33 protein-coding genes are annotated in these 19,813 nt (G+C 42.2%); all 33 read right to left on the bottom strand.

Annotation, left to right across the window (positions count from 1 at the left end):
- Nucleotides 1–98: 98 nt before the first annotated feature.
- The 33 genes from rplQ to INQ51_RS15075 all read right to left on the bottom strand — a co-directional run bounded on the left by rplQ (nucleotide 99) and on the right by INQ51_RS15075 (nucleotide 19,769).
- On the bottom strand, nucleotides 99–647 hold the full coding sequence (gene rplQ / locus INQ51_RS15235; RefSeq protein ID WP_410796392.1) for a 50S ribosomal protein L17: 549 nt from the start codon (nucleotides 645–647) through the stop codon (nucleotides 99–101).
- A 6-nt stretch (nucleotides 648–653) separates the two neighbouring features.
- Complete coding sequence (locus tag INQ51_RS15230) at nucleotides 654–1,646, bottom strand: DNA-directed RNA polymerase subunit alpha (RefSeq protein ID WP_233378813.1); 993 nt, start codon at nucleotides 1,644–1,646, stop codon at nucleotides 654–656.
- 19 nt (nucleotides 1,647–1,665) lie between these two features.
- Entirely contained in the window at nucleotides 1,666–2,274 is a 609-nt protein-coding gene (rpsD, locus tag INQ51_RS15225; RefSeq protein WP_233378812.1) for a 30S ribosomal protein S4, read from the bottom strand.
- A gap of 18 nt (nucleotides 2,275–2,292) precedes the next feature.
- The gene (rpsK, locus tag INQ51_RS15220) at nucleotides 2,293–2,682 is read right to left on the bottom strand and encodes a 30S ribosomal protein S11 (RefSeq protein WP_119439714.1); all 390 of its coding nucleotides are present in this window, start codon (nucleotides 2,680–2,682) and stop codon (nucleotides 2,293–2,295) included.
- Between the two features lie 12 nt (nucleotides 2,683–2,694).
- Nucleotides 2,695–3,072, bottom strand: a complete 378-nt coding sequence (gene rpsM, locus INQ51_RS15215; RefSeq protein ID WP_119439713.1) for a 30S ribosomal protein S13 — start codon at nucleotides 3,070–3,072, stop codon at nucleotides 2,695–2,697.
- A gap of 24 nt (nucleotides 3,073–3,096) precedes the next feature.
- Complete coding sequence (gene rpmJ / locus INQ51_RS15210; protein WP_119439712.1) at nucleotides 3,097–3,213, bottom strand: 50S ribosomal protein L36; 117 nt, start codon at nucleotides 3,211–3,213, stop codon at nucleotides 3,097–3,099.
- Between the two features lie 105 nt (nucleotides 3,214–3,318).
- Nucleotides 3,319–3,540, bottom strand: a complete 222-nt coding sequence (gene infA / locus INQ51_RS15205; protein ID WP_119439711.1) for a translation initiation factor IF-1 — start codon at nucleotides 3,538–3,540, stop codon at nucleotides 3,319–3,321.
- A 57-nt stretch (nucleotides 3,541–3,597) separates the two neighbouring features.
- Nucleotides 3,598–4,926 (bottom strand): preprotein translocase subunit SecY, encoded by a 1,329-nt coding sequence (gene secY / locus INQ51_RS15200; RefSeq protein WP_119439710.1) that lies wholly within the window; start codon nucleotides 4,924–4,926, stop codon nucleotides 3,598–3,600.
- A 6-nt stretch (nucleotides 4,927–4,932) separates the two neighbouring features.
- On the bottom strand, nucleotides 4,933–5,379 hold the full coding sequence (rplO, locus tag INQ51_RS15195) for a 50S ribosomal protein L15 (RefSeq protein ID WP_233378811.1): 447 nt from the start codon (nucleotides 5,377–5,379) through the stop codon (nucleotides 4,933–4,935).
- Between the two features lie 73 nt (nucleotides 5,380–5,452).
- Nucleotides 5,453–5,635 (bottom strand): 50S ribosomal protein L30, encoded by a 183-nt coding sequence (gene rpmD / locus INQ51_RS15190; protein ID WP_119439708.1) that lies wholly within the window; start codon nucleotides 5,633–5,635, stop codon nucleotides 5,453–5,455.
- Between the two features lie 6 nt (nucleotides 5,636–5,641).
- On the bottom strand, nucleotides 5,642–6,157 hold the full coding sequence (rpsE, locus tag INQ51_RS15185; protein WP_119439707.1) for a 30S ribosomal protein S5: 516 nt from the start codon (nucleotides 6,155–6,157) through the stop codon (nucleotides 5,642–5,644).
- A 6-nt stretch (nucleotides 6,158–6,163) separates the two neighbouring features.
- Nucleotides 6,164–6,526, bottom strand: coding sequence for a 50S ribosomal protein L18 (rplR, locus tag INQ51_RS15180; protein WP_410796431.1), 363 nt, complete (start codon nucleotides 6,524–6,526; stop codon nucleotides 6,164–6,166).
- A 15-nt stretch (nucleotides 6,527–6,541) separates the two neighbouring features.
- Nucleotides 6,542–7,102, bottom strand: coding sequence for a 50S ribosomal protein L6 (gene rplF, locus INQ51_RS15175; protein WP_233378810.1), 561 nt, complete (start codon nucleotides 7,100–7,102; stop codon nucleotides 6,542–6,544).
- A 15-nt stretch (nucleotides 7,103–7,117) separates the two neighbouring features.
- Entirely contained in the window at nucleotides 7,118–7,525 is a 408-nt protein-coding gene (gene rpsH, locus INQ51_RS15170; protein ID WP_119439704.1) for a 30S ribosomal protein S8, read from the bottom strand.
- Between the two features lie 19 nt (nucleotides 7,526–7,544).
- Nucleotides 7,545–7,814, bottom strand: coding sequence for a 30S ribosomal protein S14 (gene rpsN, locus INQ51_RS15165; RefSeq protein WP_119439703.1), 270 nt, complete (start codon nucleotides 7,812–7,814; stop codon nucleotides 7,545–7,547).
- A 3-nt stretch (nucleotides 7,815–7,817) separates the two neighbouring features.
- On the bottom strand, nucleotides 7,818–8,375 hold the full coding sequence (gene rplE, locus INQ51_RS15160; protein ID WP_119439702.1) for a 50S ribosomal protein L5: 558 nt from the start codon (nucleotides 8,373–8,375) through the stop codon (nucleotides 7,818–7,820).
- Nucleotides 8,375–8,698: a 50S ribosomal protein L24 gene (rplX, locus tag INQ51_RS15155; RefSeq protein WP_119439701.1), complete on the bottom strand. Its 324-nt coding sequence runs from the start codon at nucleotides 8,696–8,698 to the stop codon at nucleotides 8,375–8,377. The genes rplE and rplX overlap by 1 nt, the downstream gene beginning before the upstream one ends.
- 17 nt (nucleotides 8,699–8,715) lie before the next feature.
- Entirely contained in the window at nucleotides 8,716–9,081 is a 366-nt protein-coding gene (gene rplN / locus INQ51_RS15150) for a 50S ribosomal protein L14 (RefSeq protein WP_119439700.1), read from the bottom strand.
- 2 nt (nucleotides 9,082–9,083) lie between these two features.
- Nucleotides 9,084–9,350, bottom strand: coding sequence for a 30S ribosomal protein S17 (gene rpsQ, locus INQ51_RS15145; RefSeq protein ID WP_233378809.1), 267 nt, complete (start codon nucleotides 9,348–9,350; stop codon nucleotides 9,084–9,086).
- Nucleotides 9,351–9,356: 6 nt separating this feature from the next.
- Nucleotides 9,357–9,560 (bottom strand): 50S ribosomal protein L29, encoded by a 204-nt coding sequence (gene rpmC, locus INQ51_RS15140; protein WP_233378808.1) that lies wholly within the window; start codon nucleotides 9,558–9,560, stop codon nucleotides 9,357–9,359.
- A gap of 13 nt (nucleotides 9,561–9,573) precedes the next feature.
- Nucleotides 9,574–9,996, bottom strand: a complete 423-nt coding sequence (gene rplP, locus INQ51_RS15135; protein WP_119439697.1) for a 50S ribosomal protein L16 — start codon at nucleotides 9,994–9,996, stop codon at nucleotides 9,574–9,576.
- A 28-nt stretch (nucleotides 9,997–10,024) separates the two neighbouring features.
- Complete coding sequence (gene rpsC / locus INQ51_RS15130; RefSeq protein ID WP_233378807.1) at nucleotides 10,025–10,753, bottom strand: 30S ribosomal protein S3; 729 nt, start codon at nucleotides 10,751–10,753, stop codon at nucleotides 10,025–10,027.
- Between the two features lie 5 nt (nucleotides 10,754–10,758).
- A complete protein-coding gene (rplV, locus tag INQ51_RS15125) occupies nucleotides 10,759–11,178 on the bottom strand; it encodes a 50S ribosomal protein L22 (protein ID WP_233378806.1) in 420 nt (139 codons plus the stop codon).
- Between the two features lie 28 nt (nucleotides 11,179–11,206).
- Nucleotides 11,207–11,476, bottom strand: coding sequence for a 30S ribosomal protein S19 (gene rpsS, locus INQ51_RS15120; protein WP_233378805.1), 270 nt, complete (start codon nucleotides 11,474–11,476; stop codon nucleotides 11,207–11,209).
- Between the two features lie 15 nt (nucleotides 11,477–11,491).
- On the bottom strand, nucleotides 11,492–12,316 hold the full coding sequence (gene rplB, locus INQ51_RS15115; RefSeq protein ID WP_119439693.1) for a 50S ribosomal protein L2: 825 nt from the start codon (nucleotides 12,314–12,316) through the stop codon (nucleotides 11,492–11,494).
- Between the two features lie 6 nt (nucleotides 12,317–12,322).
- Nucleotides 12,323–12,613, bottom strand: coding sequence for a 50S ribosomal protein L23 (rplW, locus tag INQ51_RS15110; protein WP_233378804.1), 291 nt, complete (start codon nucleotides 12,611–12,613; stop codon nucleotides 12,323–12,325).
- A 12-nt stretch (nucleotides 12,614–12,625) separates the two neighbouring features.
- Nucleotides 12,626–13,255 (bottom strand): 50S ribosomal protein L4, encoded by a 630-nt coding sequence (gene rplD, locus INQ51_RS15105; RefSeq protein WP_233378803.1) that lies wholly within the window; start codon nucleotides 13,253–13,255, stop codon nucleotides 12,626–12,628.
- The gene (gene rplC, locus INQ51_RS15100) at nucleotides 13,246–13,875 is read right to left on the bottom strand and encodes a 50S ribosomal protein L3 (RefSeq protein ID WP_119439690.1); all 630 of its coding nucleotides are present in this window, start codon (nucleotides 13,873–13,875) and stop codon (nucleotides 13,246–13,248) included. Before rplC ends, rplD begins: the two co-directional genes overlap by 10 nt.
- A 21-nt stretch (nucleotides 13,876–13,896) precedes the next feature.
- Nucleotides 13,897–14,202 carry a 30S ribosomal protein S10 gene (gene rpsJ / locus INQ51_RS15095; RefSeq protein WP_038558987.1) on the bottom strand — a complete coding sequence of 102 codons (306 nt, stop codon included), beginning with the start codon at nucleotides 14,200–14,202 and terminating at the stop codon, nucleotides 13,897–13,899.
- A 21-nt stretch (nucleotides 14,203–14,223) separates the two neighbouring features.
- The gene (gene fusA / locus INQ51_RS15090) at nucleotides 14,224–16,335 is read right to left on the bottom strand and encodes an elongation factor G (protein WP_233378802.1); all 2,112 of its coding nucleotides are present in this window, start codon (nucleotides 16,333–16,335) and stop codon (nucleotides 14,224–14,226) included.
- A 51-nt stretch (nucleotides 16,336–16,386) separates the two neighbouring features.
- Entirely contained in the window at nucleotides 16,387–16,863 is a 477-nt protein-coding gene (gene rpsG, locus INQ51_RS15085) for a 30S ribosomal protein S7 (RefSeq protein WP_119439688.1), read from the bottom strand.
- A 131-nt stretch (nucleotides 16,864–16,994) separates the two neighbouring features.
- On the bottom strand, nucleotides 16,995–17,375 hold the full coding sequence (rpsL, locus tag INQ51_RS15080) for a 30S ribosomal protein S12 (protein ID WP_119439687.1): 381 nt from the start codon (nucleotides 17,373–17,375) through the stop codon (nucleotides 16,995–16,997).
- A 417-nt stretch (nucleotides 17,376–17,792) separates the two neighbouring features.
- The gene (locus tag INQ51_RS15075) at nucleotides 17,793–19,769 is read right to left on the bottom strand and encodes a hypothetical protein (RefSeq protein WP_233378801.1); all 1,977 of its coding nucleotides are present in this window, start codon (nucleotides 19,767–19,769) and stop codon (nucleotides 17,793–17,795) included.
- Nucleotides 19,770–19,813: the final 44 nt, after the last annotated feature.

Below are 19,813 nucleotides of genomic sequence, written 5' to 3'. Positions count from 1 at the left end.
AATAATAATAAAGAGGGGCATTTTGTTCATTTTTAAACAACGAAAAGCCGGTCAGTCAAATAGACAAACCGGCTTTCTTATCGTTTAAAAGAAAATCTCTATTCTTCTTTCTTTTCTTCTGCAGAATCAGTGCTTTCTTCGGCTTTCGGTTCCTCGGCAGCTGCTTCAGCAACAGGAGTTTCTTTCACTTCTGCTACAGGAGCAGTAGTTTCAGCTTTTTTGCCTGCACCACGACGTGAGCGGCGTTTTTTGCCTTTTCCTGCTTCTTCTTTGCCTGCCATCATCAGTTCGTTGAAATCAACCAACTCCATGATACACATTTCAGCGTTGTCACCTAAGCGGTTTCCTGTTTTCAGGATACGAGTATACCCGCCCGGACGATCGGCTACTTTTGCAGCTACTTCTCTGAATAATTCAGATACAGCTTCTTTATTCTGCAGATAGCTGAAAACAACCCTGCGAGAATGTGTAGTATCGTCTTTTGCTTTGGTAATCAATGGCTCAACATACATACGCAAAGCTTTCGCTTTTTGCACTGTAGTTGTGATTCTCTTATGCTCGATAAGAGAACTAGCCATGTTTGCCAACATCGCTTTACGATGCGCTGATTTACGGCCTAAATGATTAAATTTCTTATTATGTCTCATTGCTTGTTACTCCTTATCAAGTTTATACTTGGAAATATCCATTCCAAAGTTCAGACCCATGTTATCCAGGAGGTCATCCAATTCCGTTAACGATTTCTTTCCGAAGTTTCTGAATTTCAACAGGTCGTTGCGGTTGTAAGTAACCAGGTCGCCCAATGTATCAACATCGGCCGCTTTCAGACAGTTCAATGCACGAACTGAAAGATCCATGTCAACCAGTTTAGTTTTCAGTAACTGACGCATGTGCAACACTTCTTCATCAAACTCTTCGTTGGCAAATTTCTCATCAGTGTCAAGAGTGATCTTTTCATCTGAGAACAGCATGAAGTGATAAATCAGAATTTTAGCTGCTTCTTTTAATGCGTCTTTCGGGTGGACAGAACCGTCGGTAGTGATGTCTAAAACCAGCTTTTCGTAGTCAGTTTTTTGTTCAACACGGTAGTTTTCAACAGCGTATTTCACGTTTTTAATTGGGGTGAAGATTGAATCGATCGGGATCAATCCAAACTCTTCCTCTACCGGTTTGTTTTCTACCGCCGGAACATAACCACGACCTTTGTTAATGGTTATCTCCATCTGGATTTTTACATCAGGTTCCATTCTGCAAATTACAAGCTCCGGGTTCAGAACACGGAAACCTGTCATAAATTTGTTGATGTCGCCTGCAGTTAATTGTTCCTGTCCGGTAACCGATATAGAAACTTTTTCACTGTCAAAGTCTTCCACTTCGTTCTTAAAGCGAACTTGTTTCAGATTAAGGATAATTTCAGTTACATCTTCAATAACTCCTTTAATCGTAGAAAACTCATGGTCAACACCTTCAATTTTAACAGTTGTAATTGCATAGCCTTCCAACGACGATAAAAGGATTCGACGCAGTGCATTACCGACCGTAATACCGTACCCAGGTTCTAAGGGACGAAACTCGAATTTACCGACTTTGTCGTCGGACTCTAACATTATCACCTTGTCAGGCTTCTGGAATGCTAATATTGCCATAATAACTTTAGTAAATTTATTATTTTGAATACAACTCTACGATCAGCTGTTCTTTGATGTTTTCTGGAATTTCTTCGCGTTCCGGACGGTTCAGAAATTTACCGGCCAGTTTTTCTCCATCCCACTCCAACCATTCGTATTGTGAACTTCTACGCGAATGCAATGAGTCAGTAATTGCTTCCAGCGATTTTGATTTTTCACGAACGCCAATAACGTCGCCCGGTTTAACCTGATACGATGGAATATTTACTACGTTTCCGTTTACAGTAATGTGTTTGTGCGACACAAACTGACGAGCAGCAGCTCTTGTTTTAGCAATACCCATACGGAAAACAACGTTATCCAATCTTGATTCAAGTAACTGCAGCAATACTTCACCGGTTACCCCTTTAGAAGCCTGTGCTTTTTTGAACAAAGAGCGGAATTGTCTTTCCAATACACCATAGGTATATTTTGCTTTTTGCTTTTCTTTCAACTGCAACCCGTATTCCGAAGTTTTTCTTCTTTTCGAAGCTAAACCGTGCATTCCCGGAGGATAGTTTTTGTGCTCGAAAACTTTATCCGGTCCGAAGATCGGCTCGCCGAATTTACGGGCGATTTTAGATTTTGGTCCTGTATATCTTGCCATTTCCTTTTCGTTTTAAAATTAAACTCTACGTCTTTTAGGAGGCCTGCAACCATTGTGTGGAAGCGGTGTAACGTCTACAATCTCGGTTACCTGGATACCTGTAGTAGCCAACGCGCGGATAGCAGATTCACGCCCGTTACCAGGCCCTTTAACGAATACCTTAACTTTACGAAGTCCAAGGTCATAAGCAGTTTTAGCACACTCTTCAGAAGCAACCTGAGCTGCATAGGGAGTGTTCTTTTTAGAACCACGGAATCCTTTTTTACCAGCTGACGACCAGGAAATTACTTCCCCGTTCATATTGGTCAGCGTAACAATGATATTGTTGAAAGACGAGTGGATGTGAGCCATACCATTGGCTTCAACCACCACAGTTCTCTTTCTACTTGTTCCTGTTTTTTTTGCCATAACTCAAATTCCTTATTTAGTGGCCATTTTTTTGTTCGCAACAGTCTTACGCTTTCCTTTACGGGTACGAGCGTTGTTTTTTGTGCTCTGTCCGCGTACCGGCAAACCAATACGGTGACGAATACCACGGTAACAACCGATGTCCATCAAACGTTTGATGTTCATCTGGATCTCAGAACGCAATTCGCCCTCTACTTTAAAGCTATTGCCGATTACTGTACGAATAGCGGCAAGCTGGTCGTCATCCCAGTCCTGCACTTTCAGGTCTTTATCTACACCGGCTTCTGCCAGGATATGATTGGACCTACTACGGCCAATACCATAAATATAGGTAAGAGCAACCTCACCTCTTTTATTATTTGGAATATCAACACCTACAATACGTGCCATAAATTTAATTTTTACAGATTAATGTTACCCTTGACGTTGTTTAAACTTAGGGTTCTTTTTATTAATCACATACAAACGTCCTTTCCTGCGGATAATTTTGCAGTCGTCGCTACGTTTTTTTACTGAAACACGAGTTTTCATCTTACTAGTTATTAAAAAATTTTGTATTCGATGTCCCGCTTTTACTGGCGGGAAAACTCACCGCTCCGTCAGAGACGGAAGCGACTCGTTTCAACTATATACACTCTAATTTTTATATCTGAATGTAATTCTTCCTTTTGTCAGGTCGTAAGGAGACATTTCGACTTTCACTTTATCACCTGGCAAAATTTTAATATAATGCATCCTCATTTTTCCTGAAATATGGCCGGTTATTACGTGGCCATTTTCAAGTTCAACGCGAAACATCGCGTTAGACAATGCTTCTACAATAATTCCATCTTGTTCTATCGAAGGATGTTTTGCCATAAAAAACGTGAATTACAATTCTTTTGTTAAAGTTACTTTTCTAAATCTCATTACTTTTTACATTCCCATTCCCGGGCGGCCTTTAATACGTCCTGATTTCATCAGTCCGTCGTAATGGCGCATCAACAGGTGGCTTTCAATCTGTTGTAAAGTATCTAATACAACACCTACCAGAATCAGCAACGATGTACCGCCGTAAAAATAGGCGAACTGCTGACTAATTCCCATAAGCATGGCAAAAGCAGGAAGAATAGTGATCAGCCCCAGGAAAATTGATCCGGGCAGCGTTATCCTACTCATCACAGTATCCAGAAATTCAACGGTTTTCTTTCCTGGTTTAACACCCGGAATAAACCCGCCGTTTTTCTTCATATCCTCAGCCATTTGGGTAGGGTTAATAGTAATAGCGGTGTAAAAATACGTAAAAGCTACCACTAATAAAAATTGAATAAAATTGTACCAGAATCCTGTAAAGTTTGACAATGCGTTTGCAACCCCTGTCAAACTTTCGGAATTAGCAACACCAACAATGGTGATCGGCACCATCATAATCGCTTGCGCAAAAATGATAGGCATAACACCTGCAGCGTTTACTTTTAATGGGATGTACTGACGTACACCGCCGTATTGTTTGTTACCAACAATTCGTTTGGCGTATTGTACGGGTATCCGTCGGGTTCCCTGAACCAGCGCAATGGACGCCATAAACACGATAAACAGGATAACAAACTCTACCAGGAACATTACTAAACCGCCCGCGGCAAAACGTGCTCCAAATTCCTGGACCACGGCCATCGGCAAACGAGCGATAATACCAATCATAATGATCAGCGAAATACCATTACCAATTCCTTTATCGGTAATGCGTTCGCCTAACCAAAGTACAAACATCGAGCCCGCAGTAAGAATCACAATCGATGGAGCATTAAACCAAATGCCTTTCATTGCGAAAGCTGTGTCGGGCAACTGCATGTGTAGATTAGTAAGATACGCTGATGCCTGAGGAATCAGAATCAACACTGTTAAATAGCGCGTAATCTGATTGATTTTCCTCCTTCCTGACTCTCCCTCTTTCTGCAACCTCTGGAAATAGGGAACGGCGATACCCATTAACTGGATAACAATTGAGGCAGAAATATATGGCATAATACCCAAAGCAAAAACTGAAGCCTGTGCAAAGGCACCTCCCGAGAACATGTTGATCAAGCCCAGCAAACCATCGGCAGTTTGATTTTCGAGGTTTTCTAACTGTGCCGGATCGATCCCCGGTAACGAAACAAAGGAGCCTAACCTGTAAATTAACAGGAAGAACAACGTTGTTCCAATTCTGAACCTTAAGTCTTCAATTTTATAAATATTCTTTAGGGTCTCGATGAATCGTTTCATTACGGTTTAAAGTATTTCAGTGGTTCCTTCTAATTTTTCTATTGCCTCTTTCGCGCTTTTCGAAAATGCGTTAGCTTTAACGGTTAGTTTTTTAGTTAAAGTTCCGCCACCAAGAATTTTGATCTTGTCGTTTTTCGACGCGATACCTGCTTCGATTAACGCCTGTTTGTCGATTTCGGTTAGGTTATTTTTTACTGCCAGGCTTTCTACCACATCCAGGTTGATCGCTTTGTATTCAACACGGTTGATGTTTTTAAAACCCGATTTAGGAACAACACGTTGCAAAGGCATCTGACCACCTTCAAAACCAATTTTCCTTGAATAACCTGAACGCGACTTGGCACCTTTATGACCACGAGTAGATGTTCCACCACGTCCTGATCCTTGTCCACGACCTATGCGTTTCGACTGTTTAGTCGCACCTTCAGCAGGTTGTAAGTTATTTAAATTCATAATATATTATGATTAAAATGTTTCTTTCAACAATTGGAACAAGGCCCAAAGGCCTGTTCCAATGTTTGAAATATTACTTAACTTCTTCAACACTAATTAAATGTCTCAATTTGTTAACCATGCCAACAATTTGAGGAGTAGCTTCGTGTTCAACCGGATTATTGAGTTTGGTTAATCCCAATGCCTCAAGTGTTGCCTTTTGGCGTTTTGTTGAACCGATACTGCTTTTTACTTGTGTAATTTTTAGCTTAGCCATAACGTGTTATCCTTTAAAAACTTTTTCTAATGAAACACCTCTGTGTTGGGCTACTGTATATGCATCCCTCATTTCAAGCAAAGCAGCCATAGTTGCTTTTACCAGGTTATGTGGGTTGGAAGAGCCTTTTGACTTAGCCAAAATGTCGTGAATACCAACACTCTCAAGTACTGCGCGCATCGCACCACCGGCTTTTACTCCGGTACCCGATGTGGCAGGCTTCAGTAATACATCGGCGCCACCAAATTTGGCAGTTTGTTCGTGAGGAATTGTCCCGTTAATTACCGGAATTTTCACGAGGTTCTTTTTAGCTGCATCTACACCTTTCGAAATCGCAGTTGTTACTTCACTTGCTTTTCCAAGGCCCCATCCTACGATTCCTTTTTCGTCGCCCACTACAACAATGGCAGAGAAACTGAATGTACGTCCACCTTTTGTTACTTTGGTTACACGATTAATGGCTACCAACCTGTCTTTTAATTCCAGGTCGCTCGTTTTTACTTTGTTACTTACTTTCGCCATGATATCTTAGAATTTAAGGCCACCTTCGCGGGCAGCGTCAGCTAATTGTTTAACTCTTCCGTGGTATAAATAACCATTTCTATCGAACACAACTTCAGTGATACCAGCTGCGATTGCTTTTTCAGCTACAGCTTTTCCTACCAGTGCTGCTTTTTCTGTCTTTGTTCCGGCAGCTGCAATAATTGCTTTGTCGGATGAAGAGGCAGCACATAAAGTTGTTCCTTGTACATCATCAATCAGTTGAGCGTAGATCTGTTTGTTACTTCTGAAAACACTCAATCTTGGACGTTCTGCTGTGCCGGAAACAACTGTACGTACGCGGCTTTTTATTCTTGCTCGCCTTTGAACTTTTGTTAATGCCATAATAATGAATCTTTTTAGATATTATTTTTTCCCGGCTGCTTTACCAGCTTTACGTCTCAATACTTCGCCAACAAACTTAATACCTTTACCTTTATATGGTTCAGGTTTACGGAACGATCTGATTTTTGCGGCAGCCTGACCAATCAATTGTTTATCGTGACACCTCAGGGTAATAGTCGGGTTGCTACGTTTATCAGATAATGCTTCAACTTTTATTTCAGAAGGAAGCTGGATGTAAGTATGGTGAGCGAAACCCAACACAAGGTCGAGTACGTTATCGGGCATCAATTCGACACGATATCCAACCCCAACAAGTTCGAGTTTTAATTCGTAGCCTTTTGATACACCTTCTACCATATTATTCACCAAGGCGCGGTATAGTCCATGCATCGACTTTTCACGTTTTGCATCGCTGCCCCTGCTAACATTGATTGTTCCGTCTTCAACGGCAACTTCAATAGCCGGGTCAACTTTTTGAAACAATTCTCCCAGAGGTCCTTTAACGCTCACAACGTTCTCGTCGCTTACTTTAACTTCTACTCCGGCAGGAATTGTAATGGGTAATTTACCTATTCTTGACATGACCGTTCCTCCTTTTTAATATACGTAACATAAAACTTCTCCACCTACATTCAGCTCGCGAGCCTCTTTATCGGTGATAACACCTTTTGAGGTAGAGATAATTGCTATGCCTAAACCATTTAGTACGCGTGGAATACTTGTGCTATCACAATACTGACGCAAACCTGGTTTACTTACGCGTTCTAACGCTTTAATTGCAGATACTTTTGTCTCCGGATTGTATTTCAATGCAATCTTAATGTTTCCCTGGTAACCTACTTCTTCTTCGAATTTATAATTCAGGATATAACCTTTGTCTTTCAACAATTTTGTTATTTCCTTTTTCATATTTGAAGCAGGAATATCAACCACACGGTGTTTAGCCATGATTGCATTTCTTACCCTTGTCAGATAATCTGCTATTGGATCTGTTACTTTACTCATTTCTCAAGTTTTTTAACGATTACCAACTTGCCTTTTTAACTCCGGGGATCAAACCATTAGAGGCCATTTCCCTAAAATCAATCCTGCTGATACCGAATTGGCGCATGTATCCTTTCGGACGTCCGGTTAGTTTGCAACGGTTGTGCAAACGAATTTTAGACGAATTTTTAGGAAGTTTCTGCAAACCAACATAGTCGCCTTCTTCTTTCAGCCTGGCACGTTTTTCGGCATATTTCTCAACTAATTTTGCACGTTTAACTTCGCGTGCTTTCATTGATTCCTTAGCCATTGCTTAGTTCTTTTTTACGTTTTTAAATGGTAAACCTAATTCTTTCAACAAAGCAAATCCTTCTTCGTCGGTATTTGCAGAAGTGACAAAGGTAATATTCATTCCATTGATCTTGCTTACTTTGTCAAGCACGATCTCAGGGAAAATAATCTGTTCCGGAACACCTAATGTGTAGTTACCTTGCCCGTCCATTTTGCTTTCAATTCCTTTGAAGTCGCGGATACGTGGCAGTGCCACAGCGATCAAGCGATCCAGGAACTCATACATTTGGTTACGACGCAAAGTTACGCGAACACCAATAGGCATTTTCTTTCTCAATTTGAAATTGGAGATGTCCTTTTTTGACAAGGTTAGTACGGCTTTTTGACCGGCAATTTTTGTCATTTCGGTTTGAGCTACGTCAATCAGCTTTTTATCGGCGATTGCTGCTCCAACACCTTGGTTAAGAACTATTTTTTCCAACTTCGGAACCTGCATTACAGAAGAGTAATCGAACTCTTTCTTTAGGGCAGGTACAATTTCTTCCTGATATTTCTTTTTAAGAGTTGGTACGTAAGCCATTACTTAATCTCCTCTCCTGATTTTTTCGAAATACGAACTAATTTACCATCGTCATTCAATTTCCTACCCACACGCGTTGCTTGTCCTGATTTTGGATCAACCAACATAAGGTTGGAAATGTGCACTGGTGCTTCCTGTTCAATAATACCTCCCTGCGGCGATTTCGCGTTAGGCTTGGTATGTTTCTTGATCATGTTTACACCTTCTACAATTGCTCTGTCGGTTTTACGGATTACTTCCAACACGCGACCTTTACGGCCTTTGTCGTTGCCAGTAATCACAACCACAGTGTCACCTTTTTTTATGTGTAACTTTTTCTGCATTTTGAGCTTTTTTCTAATTACAGTACTTCAGGTGCGAGTGAAACAATTTTCATATTCTTCTCCCGCAATTCACGTGCAATTGGCCCGAAAATACGTGTTCCACGCATCTCGCCGGCGTTGTTTAACAGTACTACAGCGTTATCGTCGAAACGGATGTAAGATCCATCCTGGCGACGAATTTCTTTTTTAGTACGTACAACAATTGCTTTCGACACAGTACCTTTTTTGATACCGCCGTTTGGCAATGCACTTTTCACAGTAACCACTACCGTGTCGCCTACAGAAGCATAGCGTTTCCTTGTTCCGCCTAATACACGAATACAAAGAACTTCTTTTGCGCCACTGTTATCGGCTACCGAACATCTTGATTCTTGTTGTATCATGATTACTTCGCTCTTTCAATTACTTCAACTACTCGCCAGCATTTGGTTTTGCTTAAAGGACGTGTTTCCATAATCCTTACAACATCACCTACGTGGCAATCATTTTTCTCATCATGGACATGGAATTTGGTCGTTTTGTTAACGAACTTACCATAGATCGGGTGCTTCACTTTACGTTTTTCAGCCACCACAATTGATTTGTCCATCTTATCACTGACAACGATCCCGACTCTCTCTTTCCTGAGATTTCTTGATTTATTTTCTTCCATCGTTGATTAATTCTGATTTTCGTTTAATTCTCTATCGCGAAGAACAGTTTTCAACCGTGCAATTGTCTGCTTGCTTTCTCTAAGTTTATTAGTGTTCTCAAGCGGAGAAACTGCGTGGCTAAGTCTTAGGCGAACCAAGGTTTCCTTTTCGGACTGTAACCTTTCGACGATCTCTTTGCTCGTCAATTCTTTGATTTCAGTAATTTTCATGATTCACCAATTTTTATTCTTCAACATAATCACGTCTAACCACAAATTTTGTCTTTACCGGAAGTTTCTGAGCTGCCAATCTCAAAGCTTCTTTTGCCATTGCGAATGGCACACCTTCTGCTTCGATGATTATGCGACCCGGAGATACCGGAGCAACAAATGCCTCAGGAGCACCTTTACCTTTACCCATACGTACTTCCGCAGGTTTTTTGGTAATAGGTTTATCGGGGAAAATTCTGATCCATATTTGACCACGACGTTGCATATGACGTGTTACCGCAACCCTCGCCGCTTCAATTTGGCGACCGGTAATCCAAGTCTCTTCCAACGTCTTTATTCCAAATGAACCGAATGCCAATTCAGTACCGCGCTGAGCGTTACCTTTCATTCGGCCCTTCTGTACTCTTCTAAATTTTACTTTTTTCGGCTGTAACATTCTTTTTCAGATTGTGAGTGTTATACCACTATTTTCTTCTACCTCTACGGTTGCCGCCGCCACCTTTGTTTCCGCCTTGATGACGTCCACCTTGTTGTGATTTTTGTCCAACATTTGGAGAAAGGTCGCGATTTCCATAAACCATGCCTTTACAAATCCAGACTTTTACACCGATTAAACCGGTTTTAGTCAGGGCTTCTGCTAATGCGTAGTCGATATCGGCACGCAAAGTGTGAAGCGGTGTACGGCCGTCTTTATACATCTCAGAGCGAGCCATTTCTGCTCCGTTCAACCTACCTGAAACCAATACTTTGATTCCTTCGGCTCCCATTCTCATGGTGGATGCAATGGCCATTTTCACTGCCCTGCGGTAAGCAATTTTACCTTCGATCTGACGTGCAATATTACTTGCTACGATCTTAGCATCGAGTTCAGGACGTTTGATCTCGAAAATGTTGATCTGTACCTCTTTATTGGTAAGTTTTTTCAGCTCTTCTTTCAGTTTGTCAACTTCCTGACCGCCTTTACCAATAATAATACCCGGACGTGAAGTATGAACGGTGATGGTAATCAGCTTCAAGGTACGTTCGATAACGATTCTTGAGATGCTGGCTTTGGCTAAACGAGCGTTCAGGTATTTCCTGATCTTCTGGTCTTCCACCAGCTTGTCGCCATAATTGTCACCACCGAACCAATTTGAGTCCCATCCTTTGATGAATCCCAAACGATTTGCTATCGGATTTACTTTTTGTCCCATGTGTATTAATTAAGATTTTCTTCAACAACACTTTCTTTACTATCTACGTAAATCGTTACATGGTTGGAACGTTTTCTGATACGGTGAGCACGGCCCTGGGGAGCCGGACGTAATCTCTTCAGAATACGACCTGAATCAACCATGATTCGAGATACATAAAGTTCACTTTCTTCTAAACGAACTCCTTCGTTTTTAGCCTGCCAATTGGCAATGGCTGAAAGAAGAAGTTTCTCTACCCGGCCTGATGCTTCTTTTGAGGAGAATTTCAAAACGTCGAGCGCTTTGTTTACCTCCATGCCGCGAATCATATCAGCCACCAGTCTCATCTTACGAGGAGAAGTTGGGCAGTTTCTTAAAACAGCAAAATATTGTTGCTTTTTTTCTTCTTTTCTTTGTTCAGCTGCTAGTCTTTTTCTGGCACCCATTGTACTTACTTTTTAAATTTTAAATGCCTTATCTTTTCTTATTACCAGCATGCCCCCTGAAAGTGCGGGTCGGAGCAAATTCACCCAAACGGTGTCCCACCATGTTTTCGGTGACGTAAACCGGGATAAACTTGTTTCCGTTATGTACTGCAATAGTATGTCCTACAAAGTCAGGAGAAATTACTGATGCCCTGGCCCATGTCTTCACCACCGATTTTTTGTTGGTATCATTCATCGCCAACACCTTGCTTTCAAGCTTGAAATCGATAAAAGGACCTTTTTTTAATGAACGACTCATAATTATTCCTCTTTACTATTTTTTCCTACGTTCTACAATGTACTTGTTGGAAGCTTTCTTCTTATAGCGGGTTTTGTACCCTTTAGCAAGCATACCTTTACGCGATCTTGGATGTCCTCCTGAAGACCGGCCTTCACCACCACCCATTGGGTGATCAACCGGGTTCATAACAACACCACGTACGCGTGGTCTTCTTCCCAACCAACGAGAGCGACCGGCTTTACCCGATTTCTCAATGTTGTGCTCAGTATTTCCAACTGTACCTACTGTAGCCCTGCAGGTTGTAAGTACCATACGAGTTTCGCCTGACGGCAATTTCAAAATTGCATATTTACCGTCACGTGAGGTCAATTGTGCATAAGTGCCTGCACTACGAGCCATGATGCCACCCTGGCCAGGGTAAAGCTCAATGTTGTGTACCAAAGTACCCAGAGGTATTTCGGCCAGGGGAAGTGTATTGCCTACTTCAGGCTCTACACCGGTTCCACTTTTCACCGTTTGGCCAACTTGCAACCCGTTAGGCGCAACGATGTAACGCTTCTCACCGTCTTCGTACTGAAGAAGTGCTATGCGTGCAGTACGGTTTGGATCGTACTGAATGGAATCGACAACAGCTGCAACACCGTCTTTATCGCGTTTGAAGTCGATAATACGGTATTTGCGTTTATGTCCCCCGCCTATATATCTCATTGTCATTCGTCCCTGGTTATTACGACCACCGGACTTTTTGATGGGCTCCAACAATGATTTCTCAGGCGTAGATGCAGTAATGGTATCAAAAGCACCAATAATTTTGTGCCTTTGACCCGGAGTTACTGGTTTTAATTTTCTTACTGCCATTTTATATTAGATATTACTATAAAAGTCAATACTATCTCCTTCTACCAAAGTAACAATTGCTTTTTTGTAAGCAGATGTTTTTCCGGTGATGATACCGCCTTTGGTATATCTCGATTTCACTTTGCCGCCATAAACCATGGTATTCACGGTTTCAACCGTCACATTATAAAGGCTTTCAACGGCCTTTTTAATCTGCGGTTTACTTGCTCTGCGATCTACCACAAAACCGTAACGGTTAAAACGCTCCGACTGGTCGGTCATTTTTTCTGTAACTAATGGTTTTACTAAAATATCCATCTTCTTTTTCCGTTAAAGTTTAAATGCTTCTTCAATTTTCGCAACAGATCCTTCGCAAAGAATAATTGTTTTTGCGTTAAGAATCTGATAAGTATTTAACTCAGAAGCAGTTACAACCGATACGTCCTGTAAATTTCTGGAGGACAAATATATGTTATTATTTTCAGCCGGTAAAACGAAAAGTGCCTTTTTTTCAGCTATTTGCAGATTGCTTTTCAAGGCTACCATTTCTTTTGTTTTTGGAGCTTCGAAATTGAAATCTTCCAAAACCAAAATACTTTTTTCGCTTGCTTTGTAAGTCAAAGCCGATTTACGGGCCAATTGCTTCACTTTTTTGTTCAGCTTAAAGCCATAAGTACGCGGACGCGGGCCAAAAATTGTACCACCACCACGGAATACAGGCGACTTAATGCTACCTGCACGTGCAGTACCGGTTCCTTTCTGACGTTTGATTTTACGGGTACTTCCGGCAATCTCACCACGTTCCTTGCTCTTGCTTGTTCCCTGGCGCTGATTTGCCATGTATTGTTTTACATCCAAATAAATGGCGTGGTCGCTGGGCTCAATACCGAAAATCTGGTCGCTTAAAGTGACTTTTCTTCCGGTTTCTTTTCCTTCTATATTCAGTACGCTTAGTTCCATTGCTTTCTAATAATTATGTATGAACCTTTGGCTCCAGGTACTGAACCTTTTACCACAATTACATTCTTCTCAGGAATTACTTTCAATACTTCCAGGTTCTCGATAGTAACGGTTTTGTTACCGTCTCTACCTGCCATGCGCATTCCTTTGAAAACACGTGAAGGCCATGAAGAAGCTCCGATAGAACCGGGTGCTCTCAGCCTGTTGTGCTGACCGTGTGTGGCATCGTTTACCCCACGGAAATTGTGTCTTTTAACTACGCCCTGGAAGCCTTTTCCTTTTGATACTCCAACGATATCAACGTAATCTTTTTCCTGGAAAATAGTTACGTCAATTTCTTGTCCGAGTTCAAATTCTTCCTGATAGGTGTTATGAAACTCTACTACTTTGCGCTTTGGCGAAGTTCCGGCCTTTTTAAAGTGCCCTACTTCTGCTTTAGTGGCGTGCTTGTCTTTTTTGTCGCCATAAGCTAACTGCAGCGCTTCGTAGCCGTCGGTCTCTTGGGTCTTCACTTGTGTAACAACACAAGGTCCGGCCTCAATCACAGTGCATGGGATGTTTTTCCCCTCAACACTGAATACGGATGTCATTCCGATTTTTTTTCCAATAATACCAGCCATTTTTTCGACTACTTTAGATTATCAAACTTTAATTTCTACTTCGACGCCACTGGGAAGTTCCAGCTTCATTAATGCGTCAATTGTTTTTGCGGTTGAGCTGTAGATGTCGATCAAACGTTTGTATGAAGACAACTGAAATTGTTCCCTCGATTTTTTATTTACGAAGGTTGAACGCAAAACAGTAAAAACCCTGCGGTGAGTAGGAAGTGGAATAGGACCACTTACTACAGCACCCGTAGTTTTTACGGTTTTAACGATTTTCTCAGCCGACTTGTCTACCAAGTTGTGATCGTACGATTTCAGCTTAATCCTGATCTTCTGACTCATAAGAGAAAATTGTTATAATTATTATAATAAATCAACTTTTCCGTTACATTCTGCCAATACTTTTTCTGCCAAACTACGTGGCACCTCGTGGTAGTGGCTAAACTCCATCGAAGACGTAGCACGTCCTGAAGAAAGAGTACGCAATACAGTTACATAACCAAACTGTTCTGACAGCGGTACTTTTGCATTGATAACTTTAGCATTACCTTTTGCTTCCATACCGGCAACTTCACCACGACGACGGTTAAGGTCGCCAATGATATCACCCATATATTCTTCAGGAGTAACGATCTCCAGTTTCATGATCGGTTCCAACAGTACAGGTTTCGCTTTTGAAGTTGCACTTTTGAACGCCTGGCGGGCACAAATCTCGAACGATAACTGGTCAGAGTCAACTGCGTGGAACGAACCGTCCAGCAAAGTAACTTTTAAGCTGTCGACCGGGAAACCAGCCAACGGACCGTTTGACAGTGCATCTTTGAATCCTTTTTCAACAGATGGAATGAATTCGCGCGGAATACGTCCACCTTTTACTTCGTCTACGAATTGAAGACCGACATGACCTTCCGCAGCAGGTTCAACACGCACAATGATATCGGCAAATTTACCACGACCACCGGTTTGTTTCTTGAACACCTCACGCAACTCAACTGAATTAGTGATCGCTTCTTTGTAAGCAACCTGTGGTGCCCCCTGGTTACATTCCACTTTGAACTCACGTTTCAAACGGTCAACCAGAATTTCCAGGTGAAGCTCACCCATACCACGGATAACAGTCTGTCCTGAATCCGGGTCAGTGTTTACCACGAAAGTTGGATCTTCTTCAGCCAGTTTTGCCAAACCGTTTGACAGTTTATCTACATCTTTCTGCGATTTAGGCTCTACTGCGATACCAATTACCGGTTCCGGGAAATCCATACTCTCCAGAACAATAGGGTTCTTAATATCACCCAATGTATCACCTGTACGGATGTCTTTAAAACCTACAGCAGCACAGATATCACCTGCTTCGATCTCGTCTTTCGGATTCTGTTTGTTAGAGTGCATCTGGTACAAACGTGAGATACGTTCCTTCTTCCCTGTACGAGAATTGTAAACAGAATCACCACCATGCAAAGTACCTGAATAAACACGAATGTAAGCCAAACGACCTACAAACGGGTCGGTAGCGATTTTAAATGCAAGCGCTGCCAGTGGCTCATCAGCATTAGCCGTACGAATAACTTCTTTGTCAGTGTCCGGGTTAATACCTTTGATTTCGCCTTTATCCAGCGGGCTTGGCAAGAATTCACAAACAGCATCCAGCAAACGCTGAACACCTTTATTTTTGAAGGCCGATCCACACAACATCGGAATAATAATTCCTTTCAGGGTTGCTTTACGGATCACTGCCAGCATTTCGTCTTTTGTGATAGAATCCGGATCTTCGAAATAACGTTCCATCAACTCATCGTCAACTTCTGCTACCGATTCAACCAGTTTTTCTTTCCATTCTTCAGCTTGTTCCAACAGGTCAGCAGGGATGTCTTCAAGAGCGTATCTTGTACCTGTGTTTTCATCGTCGTACCAACGTACAGCTTTCATTTCTACCAGGTCGATAACACCTTCAAATTTCTCTTCTGCTCCAATTGGAATCTGAACTGGAACCGGATTGGCACCTAGTTTTTCTTTGATATCGTTGTATACGTTAAAGAAATCAGCACCCTGACGGTCCATTTTGTTTACAAAAGCAATTCTCGGAACGCCGTATTTTTCAGCCTGACGCCAAACGGTTTCCGACTGTGCTTCTACACCACCAACGGCACAGAAAAGAGCTACAGTACCATCAAGAATCCTCAACGAACGCTCTACCTCAACAGTAAAGTCAACGTGTCCGGGAGTATCAATAATGTTGATTTTGTGCTCGATATCTTTGTGGTTCCAGAAAGTTGTTGTGGCAGCCGAAGTAATAGTAATACCTCTCTCCTGCTCTTGCTCCATCCAGTCCATGGTTGCTGAACCATCGTGAGTTTCCCCCAAACGGTGAGTCAAACCAGTATAGAAAAGAATCCTTTCTGAAACGGTTGTTTTTCCGGCGTCGATGTGCGCCATGATACCGATATTCCTTGTATATTTCAGATCTTGTTTAGCCATTTTTTAAACCAATTTTCTAATCAAATTTTACCAAAATACTATATCTCTAAACTAGAATCTGAAATGCGCGAATGCACGGTTTGCTTCAGCCATTCTGTGGGTATCTTCTTTCTTCTTGTAAGCTCCACCCTCTTCGTTGAAAGCAGCAATAATTTCTGCAGACAACTTATCGGCCATTGATTTGCCTGAACGTTTCCGGGCAAATAATATCATATTCTTGATACTGATTGAAGTTTTTCTTTCCGCACGAATTTCCATCGGAACCTGGAAAGTAGCACCACCAACACGGCGGCTTTTAACCTCAACAGCAGGAGTAATATTCTCCAATGCTTTTTTCCAAACATCAAGTGGGGCAACTTCAGAATCTTTCATACGTTTTTCGATCATACTCATTGTATCATAGAAAATAGTGTATGCAGTCGACTTCTTTCCGTCCACCATCAGGTCGTTGACAAACCGGGTTACCAAAACATCATTAAATTTTGGATCCGGCAATAAATGTCTCTTCTTTGGTTTTGCTTTTCTCATTTTAAAACTTCTTTTAGTGTTATCTAAATTGGTTGCCCGTAGGCGGTCTTCAGTTCATCTCCGGAAGACATTAGAGAGATTTCCTTACTCAACCAAACCACTAATAAATAACAGTGTTAATTACTTTTTTCTTACTTCTTGTCTTTCGGTCTCTTGGCACCGTATTTCGAACGACGTTGTGTACGTCCTTCAACACCAGCGGTATCGAGTGCACCACGGATTAAGTGGTAACGTACCCCAGGAAGGTCTTTCACCCTACCTCCACGAACCAGCACAATTGAGTGCTCCTGCAGGTTGTGTCCTTCTCCAGGAATGTAAGCATTCACCTCTTTACCATTAGTTAACCTTACCCTGGCAACTTTACGCATCGCCGAGTTAGGTTTTTTAGGAGTGGTGGTATAAACACGCACACATACACCACGACGTTGTGGGCATGAATCCAAGGCCGGAGACTTGCTTGTCTCAACCTTGCTTTGTCTTCCTTTTCTAACTAACTGTTGAATAGTTGGCATAAATACCTGTTTTTTATATAGTTAATAATCAATTCGCAAAACGGACTGCAAAAGTATGCAAAAATCCTTAATTATCAATTGCTTCTAGTGGGAAATGCATAGTATTCCCCAAAAACGGCTCGCAAAAGTACGCATTTTAATTTATCTGCAATACATTTTCAGCTTTTTTTTGAAAAAATTAAGATTGAAAGCGATTGAGAAAGAGAAGATTGAAGCGCGAAGCGGGAAGCCAGAAGCGGGGAGTTGGAAGATGGAAGTTGCAAGAATCAATGACGACTGGGGATAAGCGAATGATGATGTCAGATTTTCCAGGATTCAAGCCAATAAATAATCGTCCTCTTCATACATCAACGCCCTTCAGGTAAAACGTTTGTCATTCCTAAAGGGCGTTGAATCTATGTTAAGACAGATAATGAATTACTGCAGGTGCTCAATTGCTTCGGTGGCTGCGGTAAGAATAGGCTCGTTGGAAAGAGGTGTGCCTACTGCCTTTCTCATCCACTCGGCGGGGGTCAGCTGCCCCAGTGCAAAAATCCGTTCCACTTCGGCTGCAAACGGGTGCGACTTAAAATGCTCTTCGAGCTGGAAGTGAATCAAATGACCAAATGCATAGTTTGGCAGGTACATCGGCGAATTGATCATGTGTGAGTAAATAGCCAGAATGGTTTGGTCCTTCATTCCAAACACCGGTGCAAAATATTCGTTCCATACTGTTTTACTGATTTCCAGCGTGGCATTTTTCAGCTCCGTTGCCGTACATTCAGGATGCTTGTACATCCACTTCCAAACTTGCATATCAACCAGCGAAACGCCCATAATCTCGTATACCGACCAAAAAATATCGAGCGTTTCCAGGTACTCTTTGTCCGGATTCTTGTCTTCGATATCCAGCAACTGGAGATCTCTTTGCTGAAAAACAAATGCCAGGGCTTCAGTAAAAGCAGTATTGGGGACACCGTTCATCATGTAATAAGGAACTTCGTGCAAAGAAATGGTTTGCTCCACATTGTGACCAAATTCGTGAACGGCAATATTGTACCCTTTATAATCCATGCCATTTCCGGGGATGCGGGTACGCAGGTGGGCTTTTTCTTCCTTCATGGAAGCGCCCCATGCATGGCCCGAACCACGGGCCGGATCGGCCGTAATTTTTGAAGCGATGAATTCGGCTTTGTCTTTTTCGAAACCCAGCTTTTGCAGCATGCTACCAAAATCGTTTTCCAACGCCCGGGCATCCGGGTATTTTGAGCGCGTAATGGCATTCAGCTTCTCTTCAGAAATGGAACTGCGCGATTTAAAACCGTCGTACCAAATATCCCACGGCTGCAAGTCGCGGCCCAGTCTGTTTTTTATAATTGTACCAACATCTTTCAACTGTGGTGAACCAAGAAACTCGCGAAAAAGCGCTTCCACTTCTTCCTGCGGAATTTGCATCCCTCCCGAAAAAGCACGCTTAATCGCAGTATTTAACATTGGATTGTATGCATCGAAGGCTTTCATCGCCTTGAAATTATTAATGATTTGCTGGTAGCGCTCGTCGGGTTCGGGTGTTGCGTCTATAGCCTCATCATTTTTGTAAATTTTATTTCCAGACGGGTCCCAGTTGAATTCTCCCGAGTTGATCACTTTCTCCGGTATCGACTGGTCAACAATTCGTTGCATAACCTGGTAAATCAGAGCCTGCTTTTCAAGTCCGTTGGCCGCATTGCCATAGTTGGCCTTGATTTCGTCGCGCAGATTCCAGTGGCTCAGCAGCACCATATCTTCGGGGAAAAGCGTTTCTCCATTCTTCCCCAGCAGGTGCCCCATGTAAATATTGTACTCAGCAATGTAAGCTTCCGATTCGGCCGAAACTTTCGAGCTGTTTTGGACGAGTTCGGATGGAGCTCTCGAACTAAAAATATCCCCCATACGGGCGTAGCCCCATTCCAGGTCAGACCACTCTTTGCTTCGTTCATTTTTTTCTTCCGTTGAATAAAACGGGAAGTTCAGCGCAACAAGGAAGGCTATTTTATTCTCGTAAAAATCGTTGTTCAAATGGGCACTGGGACTGTACGCTGCAAACATATGATCGACCGGAAACAGTTCGCCGGTTTGCAAATCGACATTTTTGCGTAGGTCCAGGGTTATTTTATTGAAATGACCGAAAAGCGATTCGAAATAGTCGGACATTTTAACAAAAACGGCTTGCTTTTCACTGGCGTCGCCCAGATAGCTTTCGGTACAGAACGCAACAAACTCATCCGCAGTGCCATCGGTCGCACGCCACAACGACGCCGCATGCCGGATTCCTTTTTCCATGTTTTGCCGGTCAGCCTCCGGAAACTTTTCAGCAATTTTCGCTACGGCGCCGGTAATCGCACTTTCGGCAATAACCATTTTTTGTTCAGGCATTTGTTCTGTTTTATTTGTGCTACAGCCTGATAGAACTATCAGGG

The organism is Maribellus sp. CM-23, from assembly GCF_021354595.1.
Taxonomy (GTDB): Bacteria; Bacteroidota; Bacteroidia; order Bacteroidales; family Prolixibacteraceae; genus Draconibacterium.
The sequence above is the reverse complement of the archived record's forward strand: the minus strand, read 5'-3'. Positions and strand labels throughout refer to the sequence as shown.